We start from the raw sequence: 23,616 nt of genomic DNA, 5'->3' as shown, positions 1-23,616 counted from the left end.
ATCGTGGATAATTTTTATCTACGATATGCGCGGTCGTCAACTCGGTTACTGGTGGTCTCGCCTGCAGGCTTCTCTTTTGGTGGATTTGATCTACCTTTGTTCTCCGTGAACAGGATCGATTCCCCAGAGCTGCAGGGCGACGCCCTGACCCTGCCCGCCCCCTTTCTACGCTGGTTCGGCGAAAAGGGCTGGCGGCCCCGCGCCCACCAGCTCGAGCTGCTCGCACGCGCCGAGGCAGGCGAAAGCACGCTGCTGATCGCGCCGACGGGCGCCGGCAAGACACTGGCCGGCTTCCTGCCGTCGCTTGTCGATCTCACCCGTCGCGGCAGGATCCCGCCCGGCTCCGCCTTCGTCGGCATCCACACGCTCTATATCTCACCCTTGAAGGCACTTGCCGTCGATATCGAGCGCAACCTGATGAAGCCGGTCGGCGAAATGGGCCTGCCGGTCCGCGTCGAGAACCGCACAGGCGACACGCCGACCGCCAAGCGCCAGCGGCAGAAACTCAATCCGCCGGACATCCTGCTGACGACACCGGAACAGCTGGCACTGTTGCTCGCCAATGGCGAGGCGACGCGCTTCTTTCGAGACCTGCGCTATGTCGTCTTCGACGAATTGCATTCGCTCGTCACCTCGAAGCGTGGCCATCTTCTCTCCCTCGGCCTCGCGCGGCTTCGCCGGCTGGCGCCCCGGCTGCAGACGATCGGGCTTTCGGCGACGGTTTCGGACCCGATGGATCTGCAGCGCTGGCTGGCGCCACAGGAACCGGACACGAACAATCATGCCGGTCTCGTGCTTGTCGAAGGCGGCGCCAAGCCGCAGATCTCCATCCTCAAGACGGAGGAACACGTGCCCTGGGCGGGACACTCGGCGCGCTATGCCATCGCCGATGTCTACGCCGCGATCAAGGAGCACGGCACCACCCTGCTCTTCGTCAACACCCGCAGCCAGGCGGAGCTTCTGTTTCAGGAACTCTGGACGATCAACGACGACAATCTGCCGATCGCGCTGCATCACGGTTCGCTCGATGTCGCCCAGCGCCGTAAGGTCGAGGCGGCGATGGCGGAGAACCGGCTGCGCGCCGTGGTCGCCACGTCGACGCTCGACCTCGGCATCGACTGGGGCGACGTCGATCTCGTCGTGCATGTCGGCGCGCCGAAGGGCGCAAGCCGCCTTGCCCAGCGCATCGGCCGCGCCAACCACCGCATGGACGAACCGTCGAAGGCGATCCTGGTGCCGGCCAACCGCTTCGAGGTGATGGAATGCCAGGCAGCGCTCGACGCCAACTATATCGGCGCGCAGGACACGCCGCCGGTCGGCAAGGGCGCGCTCGACGTGCTCGCCCAGCATGTGCTCGGCATGGCCTGCGCCGCACCTTTTGACCCGCTGGCGCTCTACGACGAGATCACCACCGCCTCGCCCTACATGACGCTTGCCTGGGAGACCTTCGAACGGGTGATCGACTTCGTCGCGACCGGCGGCTACGCACTGAAAACCTATGAGCGCTATGCCCGCATCCGCAAGACCAAGGACGGGCTCTACCGCGTCTCCAATCCGCTGGTGGCGCAGCAGTACAGGCTGAACGTCGGTACCATCGTCGAGTCGCCGATGCTGAACGTGCGCATGGTCAAGCGCAACCAGCGCGGCTCGCTCGGCCGCGGCGGCATGTCGCTCGGCAAGGTCGAAGAATATTTCCTCGAAATGCTCTCCCAGGGCGACACCTTCATGTTCTCCGGCAAGGTGCTGCGCTTCGAGGGCATCCGCGAGAACGAATGCCTCGTCAGCCAGGCCTTTACTTTTGACCCGAAGGTGCCGAGCTATGCGGGCGGAAAATTTCCGCTCTCGACATATTTGGCGCAGCAAGTGCGCAAGATGCTCGCCGACCCGGCACGCAGGGCAGCGCTGCCGGAACAGGTGCGCGACTGGCTGTCGCTGCAGAAGGACATCTCGATGCTGCCGCGCGAGGACGAACTCCTGATCGAAACCTTCCCACGCGGCAGCCGCCACTACATGGTCGCCTACGCCTTCGAAGGACGACTGGCGCACCAGACGCTCGGCATGCTGCTCACCCGTCGCCTCGACCGCGCCGGTTTGAAGCCGCTCGGCTTCGTCGCAACGGATTATTCTCTGGCGGTCTGGGCGCTCGACGACCTCGGCGCCACCTTCGAGCTTCGGCGCGGCGCACTTGCCGAACTCTTCGACGAGGACATGCTGGGCGACGACCTCGAAGCCTGGCTGAACGAATCCTTCCTCCTCAAACGCACCTTCCGCAATTGCGCCGTCATCGCCGGTCTGATCGACCAGCGCCATCCCGGCAAGGAAAAGACCGGCCGGCAGGTGACGGTTTCGGCCGACCTCATTTACGACGTATTGCACGCGCACGAGCCGGACCACCTGCTGCTCGAGGCGACCCGCAACGATGCGGCAACGGGGCTTTTGGACATCGCCCGGCTGGGGGATATGCTGAAGCGAATCAAGGGCCACATCACCCATCGACGGCTTGACCGGATCTCGCCGCTGGCGGTGCCCGTGATGCTGGAGATCGGCAAGGAAATGGTTCAGGGCGAGGCCCAGGACTTCCTGCTTTCGGAGGCCGCCGACGACCTGATCAACGAGGCGATGGGCGTCGGACATGATGTGGATCGATAGGAAAGTCGTTTTGAGCAAGAGCAGTCTGTCGCGTCGGGCGGGTTACCCCCCTCTGGCCATGCAACGTGCGAGACCGTGACCATGCACCGCCTCGCTCGCACCCTATCGGCTGCGATGACAGCCCCCCTCCTCCAGGCGCAGACGATCATCAACGGCGTCGCGGCGATCTGCGATCCGCTCGGCGGCCTGTATCTGCCGGAGACGGGCACGCTCGTCGTTTCCGACCTTCACCTGGAAAAAGGCTCCGCCTTCGCCCGCCGCGGCATGCTTTTGCCGCCCTACGATACGCTTGCGACCCTGCGCGTGCTCGAGGCGGCGATCGCCCGTCATGACCCGAAGCTCGTCATCAGCCTCGGCGACAATTTTCACGATCGCGTCGGCTCGGCGGTGATGCCGGATACCTTCCGGCACATGATCGCATCGATGGCACATGGACGCGAATGGGTCTGGATCAACGGCAATCACGACCCGGACGGTGCCTTTGGGCTGCCGGGCGCCTCGATGGACGAACTCAGCCATGCGGACCTCGTCTTCCGGCACGAGCCGAGGCGCGGCGAAGCCGTCGGCGAAATCGCCGGCCATCTGCACCCGGCAGCAACGGTGGTGAGACGCGACAGGGCCGTGCGCCGCGCCTGCTTTGCGACGGACGGCACGCGCATGCTGATGCCCGCCTTCGGCGTTACGACCGGCGGGCTCGACCTCCGGCATCGGGCGATGACCGGCCTTTTCGACCGCAGCAAGCTTGTCGCCCATATGCTTGGACGCGACCGGATCTATTCGGTGCGCTTTGCCAATCTCATTGCCTGACGTTTGGGAAAGCGTGCGGTTCCGTCCGCACGCCGCCGCGGCCCCGGTCAGAACGCGTTGAAGGTCAGCGTCGTCAGCGAGCGCGAGATGCCCGGCACTGTGGCAATGTTGTCGTTGATGAACTTGCCGATGTCCTGGCCTTCCTCGATGTAGATCTTGATGATCAGGTCGTAGTCGCCGCTCGTCGAGTACATTTCCGAAACGATTTCCTTGCGGTAGATCTCGTCAGCGACCTCGTAGGTCTTGCCGGGAGCGCACTGCAACTGGACAAAAATCGGTTTCATCGGGCTTCCTCTGCCTGTCTCGCGTCGCTTGCCGCCACAAGTGCAAGCATCGCATTCTCGAACCCTGCGCCCTTAGGCGCGGCGCGTTCAGATCAACATCTTAGGGATGTCCCGGTACTTTATCCCTGAAACATCCTGCTGCCCTTTCTTTAAACGCGCGCCGGGAAAAAGGAAACGCAAGGCCAGCGCCTGCCCCAAACTATTCCTTGCGGAAGATGAAGCTCGCACCCCAGCCGGTAACGACTGCGAGCAGCACGGCAACGAGGCCGTAGAAAAGCGGTTGCTGATGCGCCGCCTGGGTAATGAACTGTTCCAGGCCAGTCTTGACGACACGCAGCGGCAGCGCCTTGGCGGCAACGAAGACGCCATCGCGAAAGAGATAGGCGCGCACCACATGGACACCGTTCGGGACGTTGGCCGGCAGGCGCACGGAAGCCTTGAACAGGCTGGCACTGATGAATTGCACGCCGCCCGGATCGCGTTCATAGACGCCGCTCGTCTCACGGATGCGGCGGAAGGCGTTGCGGAACTCGCCGAGATTGCTGCCGTCGCCGACGAAGCCGAGCGGCACCAGCCGCATGTGATCGACGCCGATGCCCATATTGCCCATCTCGCCGGGCGGCGCGATCGTTTCGATATCGCGCGTTGATGACAGCGAATAGGATTCCGGCACCAGTTCGAAGGTCATGGAGCTGGTGTTTACCCAGATGCCGAAGACGCGCTCCTTTTTGCGCACCGTCGCATTGTCCTTCGGACCTTCGAGCGACACGATGATGTTGTACCTGCCCTGGGCCAGTAGCCCCTGGTCGAAACCGTCGACGGCGCCGAAGATCGTCAGATCCGCGCCGCGAAAATCCGACGTGATGGCGATCTCGTCGGTGGAGATGCCGATCTCCAGCTTTTCAGTGAGGTCGGCGTTTTCGTCCTGAAGCGCGGCATCGGCCGGCGCCGCCAGGGCCAAGGCGAAAAGAATGAAGGCTGTGCGAGCGAAGCGGATCATCAGAAACCGAACCCCGCTGATACGACCGAATAGATGTCCTTCGGCGGGATGACGAGTTCGATCGCCAGACGAATGCCGACGGCAAGAACGAGGAGCGCCAGCAGCGCACGCAATTGTTCGCCGCGCAGCTTCTGGCCGACACGCACGCCGTATTGTGCGCCGATGACGCCGGCGATCATCAGGACGAAGGCGAGCACGATGTCGACGGTGTAGTTGGTCGATGCCTGGACAATCACCGTATAGGCCGAGACGAAGACGATCTGGAACAGTGATGTGCCGACGACGACGTTAGTCGGGATGCGCAGCAGATAGATCATCGCCGGCACCATGATGAAGCCGCCGCCGACGCCCATGACCGACGTCAGGATGCCGATGCAAAAGCCGAGGAAGGCGACCGGAATGACGCTGAGATAGATCTTCGACTTCTTGAAGCGCATCTTCAGCGGCAGGCCGTGCACCCAGTTGTGCTGGCCGGGGCGACGCAAGGTCGTCGCCTGGTTCTTGGCGGCCTTGCGCATGGCGGTGATGCTTTCCCATAGCATCAGGCCGCCGACGGTACCGAGCAGCAAGACGTAAAGCAGCGAAATCACCAGATCGAGCTGGCCGAGGCGGCGCAGCAGCGAAAACAGCCAGACGCCGACAGTGGCGCCTGCAAGACCGCCGCATAGGAGTACCGTGCCGAGCTTGATGTCGATGGTGCCGCGCCGGAAATGGGTGATCGCGCCCGAGATCGACGAGGCCACCACCTGGTTGGCGCCGGTCGCCACCGCCACGACGGGCGGAATATTATAGAAGATCAGGAGCGGCGTGATCAGGAAGCCGCCGCCGACGCCGAACATGCCGGATAGAAAGCCGACGGCTGCGCCCATACCGAGAATGATGAGTATGTTCACCGACAACTCTGCGATGGGCAGATAGATCGTCACGCCGGGTCCTCGATATGCCAATGGCCCGCAATGCGGGCAAACCGGTTAATGTGGCAAGCAATTCACCACGAATGAGGGATTATTCGAAAGGCCGGCACCTCTCCCGAGGGCGAGGCGGCCTCCGTCATGCACTCCTGCAGCGTTGCGCTTCCACCAGGACGTGCCAAGGTCACGGTCGGACCTTGATTGCTGCATCAATTCTTCCCTAGCCTGATTCCGATTAAGGAATTATGCAGCAGGCCTGACATTTCAACCTTTTCAGCCACATGGCAGACAGCTTCGCCACCCGCAATCCGTGTCGCCCGGTTCTGCGGCTTTATTACGGCGCAAGCCCAAAGCTCAGGAATTGCGCTTCAGCAATTCCTTGACCAGTTGTTCGGTGATTTCGCCCGTCGGCTCCTGGCCGATCGACTTCTGGAAGGCCTTGATGGCAGCCACGGTCTTCTTGCCCATCTGGCCGTCCGGTTTGCCGGCGTCGAAGCCATTGTTGTTCAGGATCGCCTGGATGTTGCGGACCGCCTTGGTCATGTCGACGCTGGCAGTCTTGTTGGCCGGGCCGACCCAGGCATCCGGAACATCGACCGTGTTCGCCTTGGCGTCGACCGGCTGCGCCTTCCAGGCATCGGCCTTTGCCTTGGCGCTTTCGAGCTGCTCAGGCTTCATCGCCTTGGCAACTTCGTCACGCTTGGCGGCGGCATCCATATCGCCTTCGCGGGCAGCGGCCGAGAACCACTTGTAGGATTCCGTCAGGTCCTGCGGCACGCCGTTGCCCCGCGCATAGAGGACGGCGAGATTGAACTGGCTGTCGCGAATCCCGAGTTCGGCCGCCTTCGCGAACCACTTCGTTGCCTCGGCAAAGTCAGGCGAACCATTGCGGCCGCTCGCCAGCATCACTGCTAGATTGTGCATGGCGCTGGCGTTGCCCTGGCCGGCGGCGGAAAGATAGAGCGCCTTCGCCTTGGCGGCGTCACGCGTTACGCCCATGCCTTTTTCATACATGCTCGCGAGACGGTACTGCGCCGGAACGACGCCGGCGTCTGCGGCGCGCTGATACCATTTGGCGGCTTCCGCCATATTTTCAGGGACACCGCGGCCCTCGCTGAAGCGGGCGCCGATTTCGAAGAAGGCAAGCGGGTCTCCGCCCTTGGCGGCCGTCACCAGAGCGGCCGGGCCGAAACCCTCCGGCAGCACGATCTCGCTCGGTGCAGCCACCGGCGCAAGTGCCGTCACCGCCGCGCCATCGGCCGGCGAACTGACAACAGCGGCGCCATCGGCGGGTGCGTTGCCGACCGGCGTCGGCTGGAATTCGGAGGCTGGTGACGCCGTTTTCGTTTCTGCGGCCGGCGCAAGCATCGGTGCTTTTTCTTCAGCCGGGGTCGCGATGGTGGTCGTCGGCACGGCCGTTGCCGGTACCGAGATCGAAGTTTCGGATACCTTCGCTGATGCTTCGACGGAATCGAGAGGTGCTGCGACAGCGGGCTCGGATGCCGTGACGGGGGTCGCAGCCGGGGCCACGGCCGCCGTCTGCGGCAGGAGGTCGTCCACGATCTTGTTTTCGCGCGATTCCGGCACCGCCCGCTGCTCGATGATCGCCGCCGGCTCCATCGGTGCGGTCTCGTGCTTCTTCAGCATGTTGCTGACCAGCGGGTAGGACATGATCGCCAGCAGCACCGCACCGACGGCCATCAGGATCGGCCGGCGGTGCCGAGCGAAAGCGCCACCGATGCCGGAGGCCTTGCCGCCTTGCCCCACCTTGTTCAGGGTGTCGGCTTCTTCGACCGCGAGCTGGGCGGCACGGCGGGCGGCGGCGATGAAATCCGACTTGTCGCCGTCGGCAGGCTGAACACCCGCCTTGCTCATCTGGCCGGCGCGCACGCGTTCCAGGATCTTCTTGACGTCGGGAACGCCGGAACCCGGCTCCAGGAGCTGATTGGCTTCCTCCGGCGCAAGCATTTCGGAGGGATCGATCGACGGCGCCGGCTCGACAATCTGCCGGGCCTGTTCCGACACCGGCTCGGAGCGCTTGCCAGAGAAACGCCGGGTGAGACCGGCAAGCAGGCCGGTGCGGCTTGCCGCGGCCGGTTCGCGCACGTCTTCGACTTCAACGGTCGAGACCTGCTGCTCATCGGCAAAAGCCGTTGCCGGCTCGCCGGTCTGCGCAACCACAGCCTGATCTTCGGCCTGCAAGGCGCGGACGTTGCGCTGCAGATCCTCGTAACGGTCGTCGAGATCGTTGCCGCGGAAGGGATCGTCGAATTCCGGCTGTACGGCCTTGGGCATCTGCGCGGGTTCGCGCAGCACCGCTGTTTCTGCCCGCACGGGCATTGCCGGCTCGCGATTTTCGATGCGCTCCAGCTTGTCGGCGATATGCACGAGGGTCTCGTGCAGCGCCTCGAAGGTGCGCGCCGTGCGCTCTTCGCTGGAGCGGCTCAGGTCTTCCAGCGTGCGAAGATCCTCGGCAAGCGCCGAGATGGCGGCGAGATCTCCGCCGGCGCCCCGGGGAGAGCCGTTCTTGGCATAGGCTTCCATCACCGCTTCGGCCGCCTGGCGGGCGGCCTCGACGATGTATTCGTCGCTGGTCGAGAGGTAATCCTCAAGCGCACTCATGCGGTTTTCGAAATCGACGGGCATGGCGCTCGCGGCAATGTCTGCGCGCGGCTGGCTGACCAGCGTCGACAGATTGGCGATCTGCGCTTCGAGGTTCTGCAGGGCGGCGCGATCGTCGAACGGAGCAGCATGGGTCTCTTCCAGACGCTGCGCGATGCCGACCAGCCGATCTTCCAGGCGGTCGAAACGCGGGTCGGATGCCGGTTGACCGCCATGGGTGTCAAGTTCGTCGATGCGGCGTGCCAGATAGTCGAGCCGTTCGGCCAGCGCGTCGTTGACGCTGCCCTGATCCAGGGCCTCGATCTTGCGAGAAATGTCCGACAGGTAATCGCCGAGATCCGCCTGCGCGGTCCTGTTGCTGCGCTCCATCAGCAGCGAAAGCTGGTCGAGACGTTCCTCCAGCCGCGCGGCAGCCTTTTCGCTCGCGAGGTCCTCGACCCGGGCCGTCAAGGCCTCCAGGCGTGCGCCGAGCCCGGAATCGTTCGGGCGCGACAGGTTGTCGATCTGGCGGGAAAGGTCGCCGAGCCGGCTTTCCAGCCGATTGACGAAACCACCGTCGAGACCGGTCGTCGTGCGGCTGTTGGCGGCGATGGCGCGGCTGATCTCGTCAAGCCGGCTGTCGAGATCGGCAAATTGCGAAACGAGACGACGGTCGTCGGGCTGGATCTGGCGGCCCAGCATTTCGATCGCCTGGGCAACGGCGATCAGCTTGTCTTCCAGCGCGTCGACGGCGGAGCTGTTCTTCAGCGAACCGATCTGCGACTTGATCTCGTCAAGCCGATAGGCGAGCGCCACCAGTTCGTCGTCGCGGTTCTGGTCAAAGGCGATCAACCGGTCCTCGACGCCGTTCCAGCGGCTCTCCATGCGGCGCATGCTGTCTTCACGCGCCAGGCCGTCGATCATGGCGCGCAGCTCGTCGAAGTCGCCGCGCAGCGCGTCGGCCTGGGCCGGGGAGGCCTGGCGACCGAGCTGCTGGATGCTGTCGGCGAGGCGCTGCATGTCGCCGCGCACGTCTTCGGCGAAGCTGTGATCCTGCGCCTGGGCCTTGATGCCGCGAATTTCGGACCGCAGCGAATTCATCTCACGCGTCAGCCCGTCGGTGATGTCGCGCTTGAGATCCTGGCGCAGACCGACCAGCGCTTCGGCAATATCGTTGACGGCCGACGACGGACGCTGCGGCTGGCTGTGAAGCGGCTGCCGGCTCGGCTCGTCGACGAAGAGGTCGGAGACCGGGCGCTCAGCAGTGTAACGTTCCGGCTCGCGCTGCGGCAGCCGGTCGCGAAGGGAGGGGCGCTCGCGCGAAGCGCTGAGGCTGCGCTGGCGCTGCATGATTTCGGCGACGGCGTCGCGGGGCGTTACCGGTTCTCTGGCTGGTTCGCGGGCGGGCAGGCGCTCGCGCTCGGGCGGCCTTGGCGCCGTCTCGCGCGCGGCGCCGCTCATCAGGCCTTCGATCCGCGCCTCAAGTCCTTCGATGGTGCGGTTCAAGGCGTCAAGCGACGGCCGCTCGCTATAGGACTGGCTGCCTGCGCGCTGAGGATTTGATCGCGATCCATTCATGGTGTTCTTCGCCCCTGTCGTCGGCCATCTCGAAAGTCGTCACGGAAGAAAACAGCTTTCTTCACCCCTGTGGCGCTTCCGACGTGGGCAAAGCTACAACGACACGACGCCAGGACTCGTTGCAGCTTCGACCATCTCAACACGCACCTTTCATGAAACGTGGTAAACAAGCCGTTAACCTGCCCGTGATTTTTTAACGATTTGGCAGGATCGGCCGTGAGCGCAGGTCTCCGGCGCCTCTCTCCGCTCCCCCGGGTATCCGCGACGAAACTTCGTAGTCCGCACTTTTTGACGTTTACGCAAACGTCAAAATTTTGTAGCATCCTGCCAACGATGCGAGACCGCCTAGAGCATCCGGCTTTCACGTGGAATCACTGGAAGCGGAAAGATGCTCTAGAATCAAAGTGCTAGGGCGTCCCTTATACGTTCGTCCGAACGCAGGGCGCCCTAGAGGAGGGCGGCGCATCCGGCATCCTGCAACCGGGCGTCGACGACGAGACGCCCGAAGCACCAAAGGCGAGGAAAGAATGCCCATCTACAAGGCTCCAGTCGACGACACCCTTTTCATCCTGAACGACGTGCTCGGCATCGAACGCTACAACAATCTTCCGGGCTTCGCCGACGCGACGCCCGACATGATCGAAGCGATCGTCGGCGAAGCCGCCAAGCTCGCCGAGGAGGTTCTGTTCCCGATCAATCTTTCCGGCGACCAGGAAGGCTGCAAGCGCCACGACGACGCATCGGTCAGCGTGCCGAAGGGGTTCAAGGAAGCCTTCGATCTCTACCGTGAAGGCGGCTGGCTCGGCCTTGCCGTTCCCGAGGAATTCGGCGGCCAGGGCCTGCCCTATACGCTGCACACCGCCGTCGGCGAATACATGTCCTCGGCCAACATGGCGCTGACCATGTATCCGGGCCTCACCCAGGGCGCGATCGCCGCGATCCTCGTTCACGGTTCGGACGAACAGAAGCAGGCTTATCTGCCGAAGATGGTGGCCGGCACCTGGACCGGCACGATGAACCTGACCGAACCGCATTGCGGCACCGACCTCGGCCTGCTGCGCACCAAGGCAGTGCCCGCCGGCAACGGCACCTACAAGATTTCCGGCCAGAAGATCTTCATCTCCGCCGGCGAACACGACATGTCGAACAACATCATCCACCTGGTGCTTGCCCGCATCGAGGGCGCGCCGGAAGGCGTGAAGGGCATCTCGCTGTTCATCGTGCCGAAGTTCAAGCTGAATGCCGACGGCGAACCGGGCGAACGCAACGGTGTTTCCTGCGGCGCGATCGAACACAAGATGGGCATCCACGGCAACGCCACCTGCGTCATGAACTATGACGGGGCCGAGGGCTATCTGATCGGCGCCGAGAACAAGGGCCTCAACGCCATGTTCGTGATGATGAACGAGGCCCGCCTCGGCGTCGGCATGCAGGGCCTCTCGATCGCGGAAGTCGCCTACCAGAACGCCGCCAACTATGCCCGCGACCGCATCCAGGGCCGCTCGCTTTCCGGCCCGAAGGCGCCGGACAAGAAGGCCGACCCGATCATCGTGCATCCGGACGTCCGCCGCACGCTGATGACGATCAAGGCCTTCAACGAAGCCGGTCGCGCCTTCACGCTGTGGACCGCGCTGAAGTCCGACATCGCCCACCGTTCCGACAATGAAGCCGATCGCCAGACCGCCGATGACATCCTCGGTCTGATGACGCCGATCCTGAAGGGGGTGCTGACCGACAAGGGCTTCGACCACGCCGTCATGGCGCAGCAGATGTTCGGCGGCCATGGCTACATCGAAGAACACGGCATGAGCCAATATGTCCGCGATGCCCGTATCGCCATGATCTACGAAGGCGCCAATGGCATCCAGGCGCTCGACCTCGTCGGCCGCAAGCTGGCCTTGAACGGCGGCCGTGCCGTCATGGCGCTGTTCAAGGAGATCGGCGACTTCTGCGAGGAAAACCGCAGCAACGAGAAGCTCGCCGCCTATACCAAGGCGTTGAAGAAGGGCCTCAACGACCTGCAGGCCGCCACCATGTGGTTCATGCAGAACGCCATGGCCAAGCCGGATAATGCCGGCGCCGGCTCGACCGACTACATGCACCTCTTTGGCCTCGTCGTGCTCGGCTATATGTGGGCGAAGATCGCCAAGACCGCCGAGGAAAAACTTGCCTCTGGCGAAACGGCGCGCGCAGACTATCTGAGGAACAAGCTGATCACCGCGACCTTCTTCATGGAAAGGATCCTGCCGGAAACGGCCCTGCGCAAAGCCCGCATCGAAACCGGTGCCGACACGCTGATGGCGCTCGACGCGGCCGCTTTCTAATCTCGCCGCGGACTCGATCTAAAATGTTTTGACTGGCGGCACCTTCCGGTGCTGCCGAAAGGGAGATGAGACATGACGAAAGTCTTCGTTTACGACCACGTGCGCACGCCGCGCGGCCGTGGCAAGAAGGACGGATCGCTGCACGAAGTGCCCTCCGTACGCCTCGCCGCCAAGATGCTGGAAGCGGTGCGTGACCGCAACGACCTCGACACGTCGACCGTGGACGACATCATCATGGGCTGCGTCGATCCGGTGATGGATGCCGGTTCGGTTATCCCGAAGGCCGCCGCCTTCGAAGCGGGTTATTCCACCCGTGCACCGGGCATGCAGATATCGCGCTTCTGCGCCTCCGGTCTCGATGCCATCAACTTCGGTGCGGCCAAGATCGCCCAGGGCGCAGACGACATCGTGATTGCTGGCGGCGTCGAGAGCATGTCGCGTGTTGGCCTCGGCATGTCCGGCGGCTCCTGGTTCATGGACCCCTCGGTCAACCTGCCGGCGTTCTTCATGCCGCAGGGCGTCTCGGCCGATCTGATCGCCACGAAGTACGGCTTCAGTCGCGACGACGTCGATGCCTATGCGGTGGAAAGCCAGAAGCGCGCGGCGCATTCCTGGGAGAAGGGCTACTTCAAGAAGTCCGTCGTTCCGGTCAAGGACCAGAACGGCCTGACGATCCTCGACCGTGACGAACATATGCGTCCCGGCACCGACATGCAGGCGCTCGCCGCGCTCAACCCGTCGTTCCAGATGCCGGGTGAGATGGGCGGCTTCGAGGCCGTCGGCATCCAGGCGCATCCCGAAATCGAGAAGATCAACTACGTGCACCATGCCGGCAACTCCTCCGGCATCGTCGACGGCGCCGCAGCCGTGCTGCTCGGCTCCAAGGCCGGCGGCGAGAGCATGGGCCTGAAGCCTCGCGCCCGCATCCGCGCCTTCGCCAATATCGGCTCCGATCCGGCGCTGATGCTGACCGGGCCGGTCGATGTCACCGAAAAGCTTCTGAAGCGCGCCGACATGAAACTGTCGGACATCGATCTCTTCGAGCTCAACGAAGCCTTCGCCGCAGTCGTGCTGCGCTACATGCAGGCTTTCGACATCCCGCACGACAAGATCAACGTCAACGGCGGCGCGATCGCCATGGGCCATCCGCTCGGCGCCACCGGCGCGATGATCCTCGGCACCGTGCTCGACGAACTGGAACGCCGCGATCTCAACACCGCGCTCGTGACATTGTGCATCGGTGCCGGCATGGGCACGGCCACGGTCATCGAAAGGGTCTGACGATGGATGTGATGCGCCGCACGCTTCTCGGACTGATGGGCCTGGGGCTGCTTGCAGCCGCCGGCTGCGTCTCCGACGAGGAAGAGGGCGGCGACAGCTTCACGCTCACCGGTGCGATCACCAATGTCGCCGACGGTCCGGTTCCGGCCGGCACCGTCACCATAAGGCTCGAGGAACAGGGCGTCGCCGACGCCGCCGCCAAGCTGATTGCCGAGACATCGGTCGTCAGCGACGGCAAGGCTACCCGCGTGCCCTTCGTGCTGCAGGTGCCGAAGCCCGAGGTCGACAAGGCCGCCGATGCGGGCTTCACCATCCGCGTCGAGCGCGACGGACGGCTGATCGCCACCAACACCAGCAAACAACGTTACAGCGGCGGATCGAACGTCTCGCTGCAGATCGAACCCATTCTCTACTGAGGGGGAGAACCATGACGCAATACACCAATTTCAAGATCGAGACCGACGCCGACGGCATCGCGCTCGTCACCTGGGACATGCCTGAGAAGTCGATGAACGTCTTCACCCAGGAAGTAATGGAAGAACTCAACGCCATCGTCGATGCGACCACCGCCGACGCAGCGGTCAAGGGCGTCGTCTTCACATCCGGCAAGTCGAGCTTCTCCGGCGGCGCGGACCTGTCGATGATCAAGTCGATGTTCACCTTCCAGCAGGAGGAGAAGAAGAAGGATCCGGACAACGCCGCCCAGAAGCTCTTCGACCTGGTCGGCCGCATGACCGGGCTCTTCCGCAAGCTCGAAACCTCGGGCAAGCCCTGGGTCTCGGCGATCAACGGCACCTGCATGGGCGGCGCCTTCGAGCTGTCGCTCGCCTGCCACGGCCGCGTCGCCTCCAATTCAAAATCGGTGAAGATCGCTCTTCCGGAAGTCAAGGTCGGCATCTTCCCGGGCGCCGGCGGCACCCAGCGCGTGCCGCGCCTCACCAACGCGCAGGACGCGCTGCAAATGATGACGACAGGCTCGTCGCTGACGGCGGCGCGCGCCAAGGCGCTTGGCCTCGTGCACGAAGTCGTCGACGCCGACAAGCTCATCGACGCCGCCAAGGCGATGATCAAGAATGGCCTGAAGCCGGTGCAGCCCTGGGACGAGAAGGGCTACAAGGTTCCGGGCGGCGGTATCTGGACGCCGGCTTCGGCCCAGCTCTGGCCGGCTGCCTCCGGCATCCTGCGCCGCGAGACCTATGGCAACTATCCGGGCGCCATCGCCATCCTGAAATGCGTCTATGAGGGCCTGCAGGTGCCGTTCGATACGGCCTTGAAGATCGAGCAGCGCTACTTCACCGAGATCCTTCAGACGACCGAAGCCTTCTCGATGATCCGCTCGCTGTTCGTCTCGATGCAGGAGCTCGGCAAGGGCGCTCGCCGGCCGGCCGGCGTGCCGAAGTCGGAGTTCAAGCATGTGGGCGTGGTCGGCGCCGGCTTCATGGGCGCCTCGATCGCCTATGTGACGGCCGCCGCCGGCATCGCCGTGACACTGATCGACCGCGACATGGAAGCCGCCGAAAAGGGCAAGGCCCACTCGGAAGGCCTGGTCAAGGATTCGATCGGCAAGGGCCGCCTGACCAAGGAAGAGGGTGAAGCGCTGCTTGCCCGCATCACGCCGTCGGCTGACTACAACGACCTCAAGAGCGCCGGCCTCGTCGTCGAGGCGGTGTTCGAGGATCGCCAGGTCAAGAAGGACGTGATCGAGAAGGTGGAAGCGGTGATCGCCGAAGACGCGATCTTCGCCTCCAATACCTCGACGCTGCCGATCACCGGCCTTGCCAAGAACTCCAAGCGCCCCGGCCAGTTCATCGGCATCCACTTCTTCTCGCCGGTCGAGAAGATGATGTTGACGGAAGTGATCCTCGGCAAGGAGAGCGGCGACAAGGCGCTCGCCACGGCACTCGACTATGTCGCCGCGATCAAGAAGACGCCGATCGTCGTCAATGACACCCGCGGCTTCTATGTCAACCGCTGCGTCTTCCGCTACATCCACGAAGCCTATGACATGCTGATCGAAGGCGTGCCGCCGGCGATGATCGAGAATGCCGCCAAGATGGCCGGCATGCCGGTTGGTCCGCTGTCGCTCAACGACGAGGTGGCGATCGATCTCAGCCAGAAGATCCTGAAGGCCACCGTCGCCGACCTCGGCGAAAAGGCCGTCGATCCCAAGCACATGGCGCTGATCAACAAGATGGTCGACGAGCTCGACCGTCGCGGCCGCAAGAACGGCAAAGGCTTCTACGAGTACCCGGCAAAGCCCGCCAAGAAGTACCTGTGGCCGGAGCTGAAGACGCTCTATCCGCAGAAGAACGCCGAAAAGATCGACGTCGAGGTGCTGAAGCAGCGCTTCCTGGCGACGATCGCGCTCGAGGCCGCCCGCACCATGGAAGAAGGCATCGTTACCGACCCGCGCGAAGCGGATGTCGGCTCGATCCTCGGCTTCGGCTTCGCGCCTTACACCGGCGGTACGCTCTCCTACATCGACGGCATGGGCGTGAAGGCCTTCGTCAGGATGTGCGAGAAACTTGCCAAGGACTATGGCGACCATTTCAAGCCGACGGCGCTCCTGAAGGAGATGGCCGAACGCGGCGAGACCTTCTACGGCCGCTTCGACCCCTACGGCGAGAAGAAGCAGGCGGCGTAAGCCAAGTTCATCGAAGGAAACAGGCCCCTCGCGGGGCCTGTTTTCATTTCGGGCCTCGGCTTTCCAGCGACGCGCGTCGTTGCTGACATCCGCCCGCGCGAAGGTCTCCGCATCTACGAGGAAACGGTGGAGCGCCGCTACATGACCTCTGAGGCCGTCCGATCCACGGGAAGCCGTCCAGGTTTAGGCAACAGCGCCGGCGCGGCGATGCGCCAGGCGTTCGCCGACGATGATCAGCAGACCGGCCGCGAAGATCAGGCCGGCGCCGGCAAAGACGTTGACGGCCGGGACGTCACCCCAGATCAGGAAGCCGAGGCCGAAGGCCCAGACGAGCGAGGTATATTCGAAGGGCGCGATCACCGAGATCGGCGCCCGGCGCATGCCCTCGAACAGCGCGTACTGGGCGATGCCGGCGATCACGCCGGTTCCCGCCATCAGGGCGACGTCGAAGAGCGCCGGCGGCGTCCAGAAGAAGCCGACGGCAAGCCCGGTCATCGCGATGAAGAAGACGTTGGAGATCGTCATCTGCACCAAGGTCGTTTCCTGCAGCGCGGTCTTGCGCAGCATGACGGTTCCGATCGCCCAGAAGACGGCGGCGGCGAGCGCCAGGAACACGGGCAGCGACAGCTTCATGCCGGTGCCGAGCGGATCACAGGCGATGAGCACGCCGACGAAGCCGACGAAAACGGCGAACCAGCGGATCGGCGGCACGTCCTCCTTCAGGATCGGCACGGCGAGCAGCGTCACGATGATCGGCGCGGCATAGTAGAGCGTCGTCATCTCCGCGAGGCCGAGATCACGCGCCGCGTTGAAATAGGAAAGCCAGGCGGCGAGCAGCAGCAGATTGCGCACGAACAGCGGCTTGATCACCGGGGACGCGATGGCGTTGCGCACCAGCTTGCCGCGGCCAATGATTAGGCAAAGCGCGAGGATGGTGATGCTGCGGGTAAACAGGATCTGCCAGACCGAATAGCCGACGACGAGCCATTTGACCGACGCATCCTGCAACGAGAACAGGAAATAGGAAAACGTCGTCATGACGATGCCTGACAGTACGGTCTTGTTCATGGAAACCTCGATCGCGCCGGCGGGAAGAAGAGCGGCGGCGACGGTCTGATAGCGCGACCGCGATACACGCGGAAGGGGTGTTTCGCGGCTGGTTGTGGCGATTTCTTGGGATGGTTTTCTGGAAGGATCGGAGAGTGCGCTTGATGGAGATCAAGACCGGGCGCTTGCGCGGTTGCTAGAAGACGGCGATAACGGCCACGAAACCAGGTCCAACGAGATGCAGCCGCTCGCCTTCGCCCTTGCCGCCCTGATCCTGCTCGCAACGCCCGGGCCGACAAACACACTGCTCTGGCTCTCCGGCGCCTCGATCGGGTTCCGCCGTTCGCTGCCGTTGCTGATCGGCGAGCTCGGTGGCTATCTCGCCGTCATCATTCCGGCCGTGGCGCTTCTGGCGCCATTCCTCGCCGCCCATCCGCAGCTCGGCCTTGCGCTGAAACTCGTCGCCGCCTGCTGGGTTCTCTACCTCGCCTATGCACTCTGGACCACCGATGCCGAGCGCAGCGAAGGTGTCGTCATTTCCATCCGTCAGGTCTTCATCACGACGCTGCTCAATCCGAAGGCGTTGATCGTCGCCCTGGTGCTGCTGCCGCAAACCGGACTGGCAGCCGTCTGGTCCTGGATCGCGGGCTTCTCACTGCTGGTCGTCACCGTTGGAGCGAGCTGGATCGGCGCCGGCGCCATGCTGGTACAGATGTCGAAAGGTATGTCGACATCACATCTGCCGCGCCGGATTGCCGCCGTCTGCCTCACGCTCTTTTCCATGGGAATTGCCGGCAGCGCGATCGCGGCCATGCATTGAAGCATCAACGGAAGACCGGATCGGTCTCAATCACCAGTTCTCCGCGAAAACCTGACAGCCGTCAGGCCGCCCCAACCGTCTCGCCGACTTCCTTGGCCAGCGAGCCGATCAACGTTTCCCAGCCCTCACGTCGGTAGTCGAGTTTGTCGAGCCCATCGAGGAAGGCGGCTTGCTCGGTAAAGACAAGGCGCGATCCACGACCCTCAGGCCGGATATCGACCGTGGCGACGGAGGCGGAAATCCTCCTGTCGTTCTGGGTCATCGTATAGGCGAAGATGATCCGGCGGTTCTCGACGATGTCGAGATAGACAGTGTCGTCATAGTAGATCGTCTCGCCGTCCTGGCTGAAGCGACCGCTTTCGCGGCCGCCGACACGGAAGTCGTGGCTGAATTCGGCCACCGGCCAGCCGTCAGCAGAGACGAACCAACGTTCCTTTGCAGCCGGCTCGGAGAACGCCCTGAACACCTGTTCCGGCGTCGCCTTGAAGCTGCGCTCGATGGTAAAACTCGAATGTTCAACGGATCGCTCGGTCATGTTCCTCGCTCCTCTTGGCCGGTAACGGGTGGCCTTTGCCTAACTGATTTCATATTAAAACTGATATAATTTTGAAAGCAGTTGCACGATAACTCCACTGATGCGATAATGCAAGCGGTTTTGAAGAGGTGCCAATGAAGGACGACATTCGCTCGGGTTGCCCGATCAATCTTTCGCTCGAAGTGTTCGGCGACAAATGGAGCCTGCTGATCATTCGTGACATGATCTTCGGCGGTAAACGGCACTTCCGGGAATTGCTGCGATCCCAGGAGGGCATCTCTTCGAACATCCTTGCGGACCGGCTGAAGATGCTGGTCGAGCAGGGCATGCTGACCAAGGCCGACGACCCCAGCCACAAGCAGAAGGCCATTTACAGCCTGACGGAGATGACGATCGCGCTGGTACCGATCATGGCCCAGCTCGGCGCCTGGGGACGGCGCTATCTACCGGTCAGCGAAGAGCTCAGCATCCGCGCCGAACTGATGGAAACTGGCGGCCCCGAGCTCTGGGATCGCTTCATGGACGAGCTTCGGCACGATCATCTCGGTGCGCCGCTCGATGGCCCGCCGCGGGTGCGCGCCACCCTGCAGGCCGCCTATGAAGAGGTGGTGGCAAGGAAGGCGCGAGAAAGGGCCACGGTGTGACCGACGCGAAAGTAACCTTCACCGCTCAAAGCCCGATCGCCGAGAGCATGACGAAGGTGGCGAACAACACGAAATGGGTCATACCTTCGATGGCGTTGGTCTGGCCGTCGTTGAGGTTGATCGCCGCGACAATCAAGGTAATCGTCACCATCACCGTCTGCACCGGCGACATGGCCATCAGGAAAGGCTGACCGGTGTAGAGCGCGATCGCCTCCATGACCGGCACGGTCAGGATGACCGTCGAAAGCGATGCGCCAAGCGCGATGTTGACGACCGCCTGCATGCGATTGGCAAGAGCTGCGCGCATGGCCGTCATGATTTCCGGCGAGGCGGAGATCGCCGCAACCACGATGGCCGTGACCGCCGGCGGGGCGCCGCTCCCCTTCAGGCCCGACGTCAACAGCGCCGACATCACCTCTGCCAGCATGCCGATCAGCACGATGCCGAAAATCAGGATCGCGATCGACGGCAGCACCGGCTGGTCCGCGCTGACCTGTGTCGCGCTCCCCTCGCCCTTCGCCTTCGGATAGCTGTAGCTGAAGAAATAGCTGTGCACGCCCACCTGCATGCGCAGGAAGAGGGCGTAAAGCGTGATCATCGCGCCGATGGTGAAGACCGAATAGAGATGCCATCTCGCCGCCGGCACGAATTCCGGCACGACCATCGATATTCCCATCGCCGTCAGGATCATCACGCTGTAGGTGCGGGCGGAATCGTCGTTATAGGGCTGCTCGCCGTGCTTCAACCCGCCAAGCAGGGCGGCCAGACCCAGGATGCCGTTGATGTCGAGCATGACGGCCGCATAGATCGTGTCGCGCACCAGCGTCGGTGAGGTCTCGCTGCTCATCATGATCGCCAGCACGACAACCTCGACCAGGACCGCCGACAGCGTCAGGATCATCGTGCCATAGGGATCGCCGACCTTGGACGCCAGCACTTCGGCATGATGCGAAACGCGCAGCGACGCCAGCACGATCGCAATCACGAGACCGGCGGCACCGATCAGCGTTGCCAGGCGCCCCATCTCAAGAAGCTGATGCTCCAGCGCCATCCCGACGATCGCGGCGGCCAGGGCAACGAACAGCAGACGCTCAGATCTCATGCGCGCCAACAAAGCGTTCCCTCCGATGAAAGCCTGTCCTGTCCGTCGAGCAAACTATAGGGCCCGTCGCCCCCAAAGCAAATGACGGAGAAAGGACTATTTTCCTTCGGATTCTTTACCGGAACCCGGGGTTTCGGTAGTGTGGCGCAGATCAAACCAGCAAGCGGCCGCCCCGTTCGGCCCCGGATCCTTCGCATGTTGTCTCACGGCACGATCTGGCACGCCATCGATGCATTGGCCGAGCGCAATCAGCTCTCGCCTTCGGGTCTCGCCCGCCGCGCCGGGCTCGATCCCACCTCCTTCAACAAGTCCAAGCGCCACTCCGCCGACGGGCGGGAACGGTGGCCTTCGACGGAATCGATCGCCAAGGTGCTCGAGGCGACGGGCGCGACGATGGACCAATTCACCAGCCTGTTGAGTCCGGATGCCACGCAGGCCCCTGCCCCGGCGACTGCGGCGATCCCGCTGATCGGCTTTGCCCAGGCGGGCGCGGGTGGCTTCTTCGACGACGGCGGTTTCCCGGCCGGCCAGGGCTGGGACGTGATCGATTTCCCGACGGTCGCGGAACGCCGGACCGGCATCTACGCGCTCGAGGTCCAGGGCGACAGCATGCTGCCGCTCTACCGCGACGGAGACACCCTGATCGTCGATCCGGGCGCGCAGGTTCGGCGCGGCGACCGCGTGGTGGTCAAGACGCGCGAAGGCGAGGTCATGGCAAAGGTCCTGACACGCCAGACGCCGCGCACGATCGAGCTCCTTTCCCTCAACCCGGAGCACCCGAGCCGGAGCTTCGAGATCAGCCAGATCGAATGGATCGCCCGGATCATCTGGGCCAGCCAATAGGACGTTCTTCCTGATGCGGCAGCATTTATACACCCTTGCCGGCGGCATCGCCGCAATCGCGCTTTTCACCGGCATCCTCTATGCGGGTGCAGCCGCCATCCGCGACCGCGAGAGTGTTGCCACGCCGGACCTCGTTCTCGAAACGCCCGACATGACGGAAATCGAGCCGGCCCCGGATCAGGCCGAAACGGGCGAAGACGTGCCGCTCGATCCCGGCACGTCGTCTGGCGGCGCTTCCGTGCCAGACGCCTCTGCGGCCGGCGAGCAACCCCAGTCCCCGACGACGGAAAAAGCCGCGCGCGCCATCGAGCCGCAGCAGTTCGGCCTGCCCGACACGGTCACCAGCGCACCGCTTGAACGGGCGGAGCCGCGCGCACCCTTATCGGAGCCGGAGAAGCAAGCAAAGGCCGCCGCCGGCTCGACCATCCTCTATCGCCCCGTGGCGATCGCCGCCGGCGTGATCCAGTTCGACAAGCTGACGGTGCAGATCGATGGCATCGAGCCCGAGCAGGCGGAAAGAACCTGCGAAACCGGGGGGAAGAGCTGGCCCTGCGGCATCGTCGCACGGACAGCCTTCCGGAACTTTCTGCGCGCCCGTGCCGTGAGCTGCGACATGCCCGAAGGGAGCGCCGGCCCATCGGCCACCGCTTCCTGCTCGCTCGGTGGGCAGGACCTCGCGACCTGGCTGGTCGACAACGGCTGGGCGACGCCGGTACCCGGCTCGTCGCTGGAGAAACGAGCCGACGCCGCGCGTAAGGCAAAGCTCGGCTTCTATGGCGAGGATCCGCGCGACCTCAGCCACACGCCGATGACATCAGATGATCCAACCCTCGGCACCGGTATGGAGGAGCCGCAGCCGGACTTGTAAACGGCCGCGGCAATTCCCAGCTCTCAGCCATCTGGATCGTCTCGCCGTTTCATTGAGATGATCTGGCTCTTTGAAACGCCACAATTCCGCATGGAAACCGCTTCACGCTTTTCCTGGAATTGCCCTACCGTCGGAAAGCCCCATGCTGCCAAGCCTCAGTCACCACGAAGCCCTCGTCTATGTCATGGTGATGATGTCGGCGGTCGACCGCGAGATGAGCGACGACGAATTCGCCCGCATCGGCCGGCTTGTGCAGTTCCTGCCCGTTTTCGACGGATTCGACGAGAACCAGCTCGTCCAGATCGGCCACGAATGCTCCGCCCAGCTCGCGGCTCCCGAGGGCCTGGACATCGTCCTGGAGATCGTGCGTGAGGCGCTGCCGGAAAAATTCCATGAGACCGCCTATGCGCTTGCCGTCGAAATCGCCGCGGCGGACCAGCGCATTCGCAACGAAGAGATCCGGCTGCTGCAATTGCTGCGCGATCGCCTGGGTCTCGACAAGCTCACCTGTGCGGCTATCGAGCGCGGTGCGCTTGTCCGCTTCCGCCGGTAGTGCCTTCAATTGCTGGCGGTCACAACCCCACCTGGCGCTCAGTAAATGCCATTCGGGAAGTAGCGCAGGTAGATTTCCTCGAGCCGGCCGCTGCGTGACAGCGCCAGCAGCGCGTGGTCGATAGCCTGGGTCAGGGCCGGTTCGGATTTTCGGTTCATGATCGTCAGGCCTTCGCCGAGAAAGCGCTGCGAGAAATAGGCGCCATCAACGAGCGCGCAGCAGCCGCCGGCAGTCGCGCCTGAGACCCAGAAGGAAAGCTGCAAGCCGTCGGAAAAGACCGCCGGCACCTCACCTTTCTGCAGAGCGGTCAGCATGGCGTCGCGATCCGGGAAGACCTTGGCCTCGATCTTCGGGAAGAACGCCTTGAACATGGCCTCATGCGTCGTCCCCGCCACGACACCGACGGATTTTCTCCTGAGGTCCTGCGGACCCGCCACGGCGCCGGCCGCCTTGGAATTGATGGCGAAGCGCGCCGGAAGCCGCATGAAGGCACGCGAGAAACCAAAGCGCTGGCGCAGTTCCGGGCCGACGGCGATGCCGGCGGCAACAGCTTCGCCTTGCCCCTGCTCCAGCGCCGGCAGAAGTTCCGCATAAGTGACGGCCTGGATCTGGCATTTGGCTTCGATGTCGAGTTCGCGGCAGATCTCGCGCACGAGGTCGACGTGAAAACCGGAGAGCTTGCCTGACTGGTCGATGAAGTTGAACGGCGGAAAGTCCACGGTCGTCAGAAAGCGCAAGCGGGCAAGGCCCGTAAGATCGGGCTTGGCGATGCGTTCGCGCGCATCGAACAGAATGGGCAGGTCCTTGGGCTGTGCCGCCAGCGGCGTTGCGATCAAGGACGCGCAAAGGGCAATCAGGGAAAGAAATCTCATGGGCAGCGGGCCGGCACGTCTCATGTGGCAAGGGGCGGCCCTTAGAACCGCTTGATGATTCATCGCGTACCAAGTTATCCGTCGCGATCGCAACTGGCCATAGCCTCTAGAAGTACGAGGCAACACAAAGGATCAGCGAGAATTGGAGCGGGTGATCGGGATCGAACCGACGACATCAAGCTTGGGAAGCTGGCGTTCTACCACTGAACTACACCCGCGAGACTTGGGAAATTTCCCGAACCGCGACGATCTG

General features: G+C 63.5%; 19 protein-coding genes and 1 tRNA gene. 11 read left to right on the top strand and 9 right to left on the bottom strand.

The window, feature by feature from the left end; all coding sequences use genetic code 11:
• Positions 1-96: 96 nt before the first annotated feature.
• Positions 97-2,649, top strand: a complete 2,553-nt coding sequence (locus AC1Z3V_RS19840; RefSeq protein ID WP_483501258.1) for a ligase-associated DNA damage response DEXH box helicase — start codon at positions 97-99, stop codon at positions 2,647-2,649.
• Positions 2,650-2,730: 81 nt separating this feature from the next.
• Positions 2,731-3,456 carry a ligase-associated DNA damage response endonuclease PdeM gene (gene pdeM / locus AC1Z3V_RS19835; RefSeq protein ID WP_483501257.1) on the top strand — a complete coding sequence of 242 codons (726 nt, stop codon included), beginning with the start codon at positions 2,731-2,733 and terminating at the stop codon, positions 3,454-3,456.
• Between the two features lie 47 nt (positions 3,457-3,503).
• On the opposite strand, the gene AC1Z3V_RS19830 is transcribed toward pdeM, so the two are convergent.
• The 4 genes from AC1Z3V_RS19830 to AC1Z3V_RS19815 form a co-directional block, all read right to left on the bottom strand.
• Complete coding sequence (locus tag AC1Z3V_RS19830; protein ID WP_065774359.1) at positions 3,504-3,740, bottom strand: Lrp/AsnC ligand binding domain-containing protein; 237 nt, start codon at positions 3,738-3,740, stop codon at positions 3,504-3,506.
• A 199-nt stretch (positions 3,741-3,939) separates the two neighbouring features.
• A complete protein-coding gene (locus tag AC1Z3V_RS19825; protein ID WP_483501255.1) occupies positions 3,940-4,740 on the bottom strand; it encodes a TIGR02186 family protein in 801 nt (266 codons plus the stop codon).
• On the bottom strand, positions 4,740-5,666 hold the full coding sequence (locus tag AC1Z3V_RS19820) for a sulfite exporter TauE/SafE family protein (protein WP_429812757.1): 927 nt from the start codon (positions 5,664-5,666) through the stop codon (positions 4,740-4,742). The genes AC1Z3V_RS19825 and AC1Z3V_RS19820 overlap by 1 nt, the downstream gene beginning before the upstream one ends.
• A gap of 339 nt (positions 5,667-6,005) precedes the next feature.
• Entirely contained in the window at positions 6,006-9,830 is a 3,825-nt protein-coding gene (locus tag AC1Z3V_RS19815; protein WP_483501253.1) for a peptidoglycan-binding protein, read from the bottom strand.
• 527 nt (positions 9,831-10,357) lie between these two features.
• On the opposite strand from AC1Z3V_RS19815, the gene AC1Z3V_RS19810 reads away from it, so the two are divergent.
• The 4 genes from AC1Z3V_RS19810 (at position 10,358) to AC1Z3V_RS19795 (ending at position 16,079) form a co-directional block, all read left to right on the top strand.
• A complete protein-coding gene (locus AC1Z3V_RS19810; protein ID WP_483501251.1) occupies positions 10,358-12,154 on the top strand; it encodes an acyl-CoA dehydrogenase C-terminal domain-containing protein in 1,797 nt (598 codons plus the stop codon).
• Positions 12,155-12,226: 72 nt separating this feature from the next.
• The gene (locus AC1Z3V_RS19805) at positions 12,227-13,435 is read left to right on the top strand and encodes an acetyl-CoA C-acetyltransferase (protein ID WP_429812764.1); all 1,209 of its coding nucleotides are present in this window, start codon (positions 12,227-12,229) and stop codon (positions 13,433-13,435) included.
• A gap of 2 nt (positions 13,436-13,437) precedes the next feature.
• A complete protein-coding gene (locus tag AC1Z3V_RS19800; RefSeq protein WP_483501250.1) occupies positions 13,438-13,851 on the top strand; it encodes a YbaY family lipoprotein in 414 nt (137 codons plus the stop codon).
• 11 nt (positions 13,852-13,862) lie between these two features.
• A complete protein-coding gene (locus tag AC1Z3V_RS19795; RefSeq protein WP_483501249.1) occupies positions 13,863-16,079 on the top strand; it encodes an FAD-dependent oxidoreductase in 2,217 nt (738 codons plus the stop codon).
• A 183-nt stretch (positions 16,080-16,262) separates the two neighbouring features.
• On the opposite strand, the gene AC1Z3V_RS19790 is transcribed toward AC1Z3V_RS19795, so the two are convergent.
• A complete protein-coding gene (locus AC1Z3V_RS19790; RefSeq protein ID WP_483501247.1) occupies positions 16,263-17,147 on the bottom strand; it encodes a DMT family transporter in 885 nt (294 codons plus the stop codon).
• A 217-nt stretch (positions 17,148-17,364) separates the two neighbouring features.
• Between AC1Z3V_RS19790 and AC1Z3V_RS19785 the strand changes: the two genes are divergently transcribed.
• Positions 17,365-17,946, top strand: coding sequence for a LysE family translocator (locus AC1Z3V_RS19785; RefSeq protein WP_483501245.1), 582 nt, complete (start codon positions 17,365-17,367; stop codon positions 17,944-17,946).
• A 61-nt stretch (positions 17,947-18,007) separates the two neighbouring features.
• Here AC1Z3V_RS19785 and AC1Z3V_RS19780 read toward each other — a convergent pair whose 3' ends face one another.
• A complete protein-coding gene (locus AC1Z3V_RS19780; RefSeq protein WP_483501244.1) occupies positions 18,008-18,481 on the bottom strand; it encodes an SRPBCC family protein in 474 nt (157 codons plus the stop codon).
• Between the two features lie 134 nt (positions 18,482-18,615).
• Between AC1Z3V_RS19780 and AC1Z3V_RS19775 the strand changes: the two genes are divergently transcribed.
• Positions 18,616-19,125, top strand: a complete 510-nt coding sequence (locus AC1Z3V_RS19775) for a winged helix-turn-helix transcriptional regulator (RefSeq protein WP_429812782.1) — start codon at positions 18,616-18,618, stop codon at positions 19,123-19,125.
• A gap of 25 nt (positions 19,126-19,150) precedes the next feature.
• On the opposite strand, the gene AC1Z3V_RS19770 is transcribed toward AC1Z3V_RS19775, so the two are convergent.
• Complete coding sequence (locus tag AC1Z3V_RS19770; RefSeq protein WP_483501242.1) at positions 19,151-20,239, bottom strand: calcium:cation antiporter; 1,089 nt, start codon at positions 20,237-20,239, stop codon at positions 19,151-19,153.
• 183 nt (positions 20,240-20,422) lie between these two features.
• Here AC1Z3V_RS19770 and AC1Z3V_RS19765 point away from each other — a divergent pair, with 183 nt between their 5' ends.
• The 3 genes from AC1Z3V_RS19765 (at position 20,423) to AC1Z3V_RS19755 (ending at position 22,491) form a co-directional block, all read left to right on the top strand.
• The gene (locus tag AC1Z3V_RS19765; protein WP_483501240.1) at positions 20,423-21,070 is read left to right on the top strand and encodes a S24 family peptidase; all 648 of its coding nucleotides are present in this window, start codon (positions 20,423-20,425) and stop codon (positions 21,068-21,070) included.
• A 13-nt stretch (positions 21,071-21,083) separates the two neighbouring features.
• Positions 21,084-21,938 carry a thermonuclease family protein gene (locus tag AC1Z3V_RS19760; protein ID WP_483501238.1) on the top strand — a complete coding sequence of 285 codons (855 nt, stop codon included), beginning with the start codon at positions 21,084-21,086 and terminating at the stop codon, positions 21,936-21,938.
• 142 nt (positions 21,939-22,080) lie between these two features.
• Positions 22,081-22,491 (top strand): tellurite resistance TerB family protein, encoded by a 411-nt coding sequence (locus AC1Z3V_RS19755; RefSeq protein ID WP_483501236.1) that lies wholly within the window; start codon positions 22,081-22,083, stop codon positions 22,489-22,491.
• A gap of 38 nt (positions 22,492-22,529) precedes the next feature.
• Here the strand turns inward: AC1Z3V_RS19755 and AC1Z3V_RS19750 are convergent, their stop codons facing one another.
• Entirely contained in the window at positions 22,530-23,363 is an 834-nt protein-coding gene (locus AC1Z3V_RS19750; RefSeq protein ID WP_429812794.1) for a transporter substrate-binding domain-containing protein, read from the bottom strand.
• Between the two features lie 143 nt (positions 23,364-23,506).
• Positions 23,507-23,581, bottom strand: a tRNA-Gly gene (locus AC1Z3V_RS19745).
• Between the last annotated feature and the right edge of the window lie 35 nt (positions 23,582-23,616).

The organism is Ensifer sp. 38_S197 (assembly GCF_056924495.1).
Note: the sequence above shows the minus strand (reverse complement) of the source record. Positions and strands in the feature narration are given on the sequence as shown.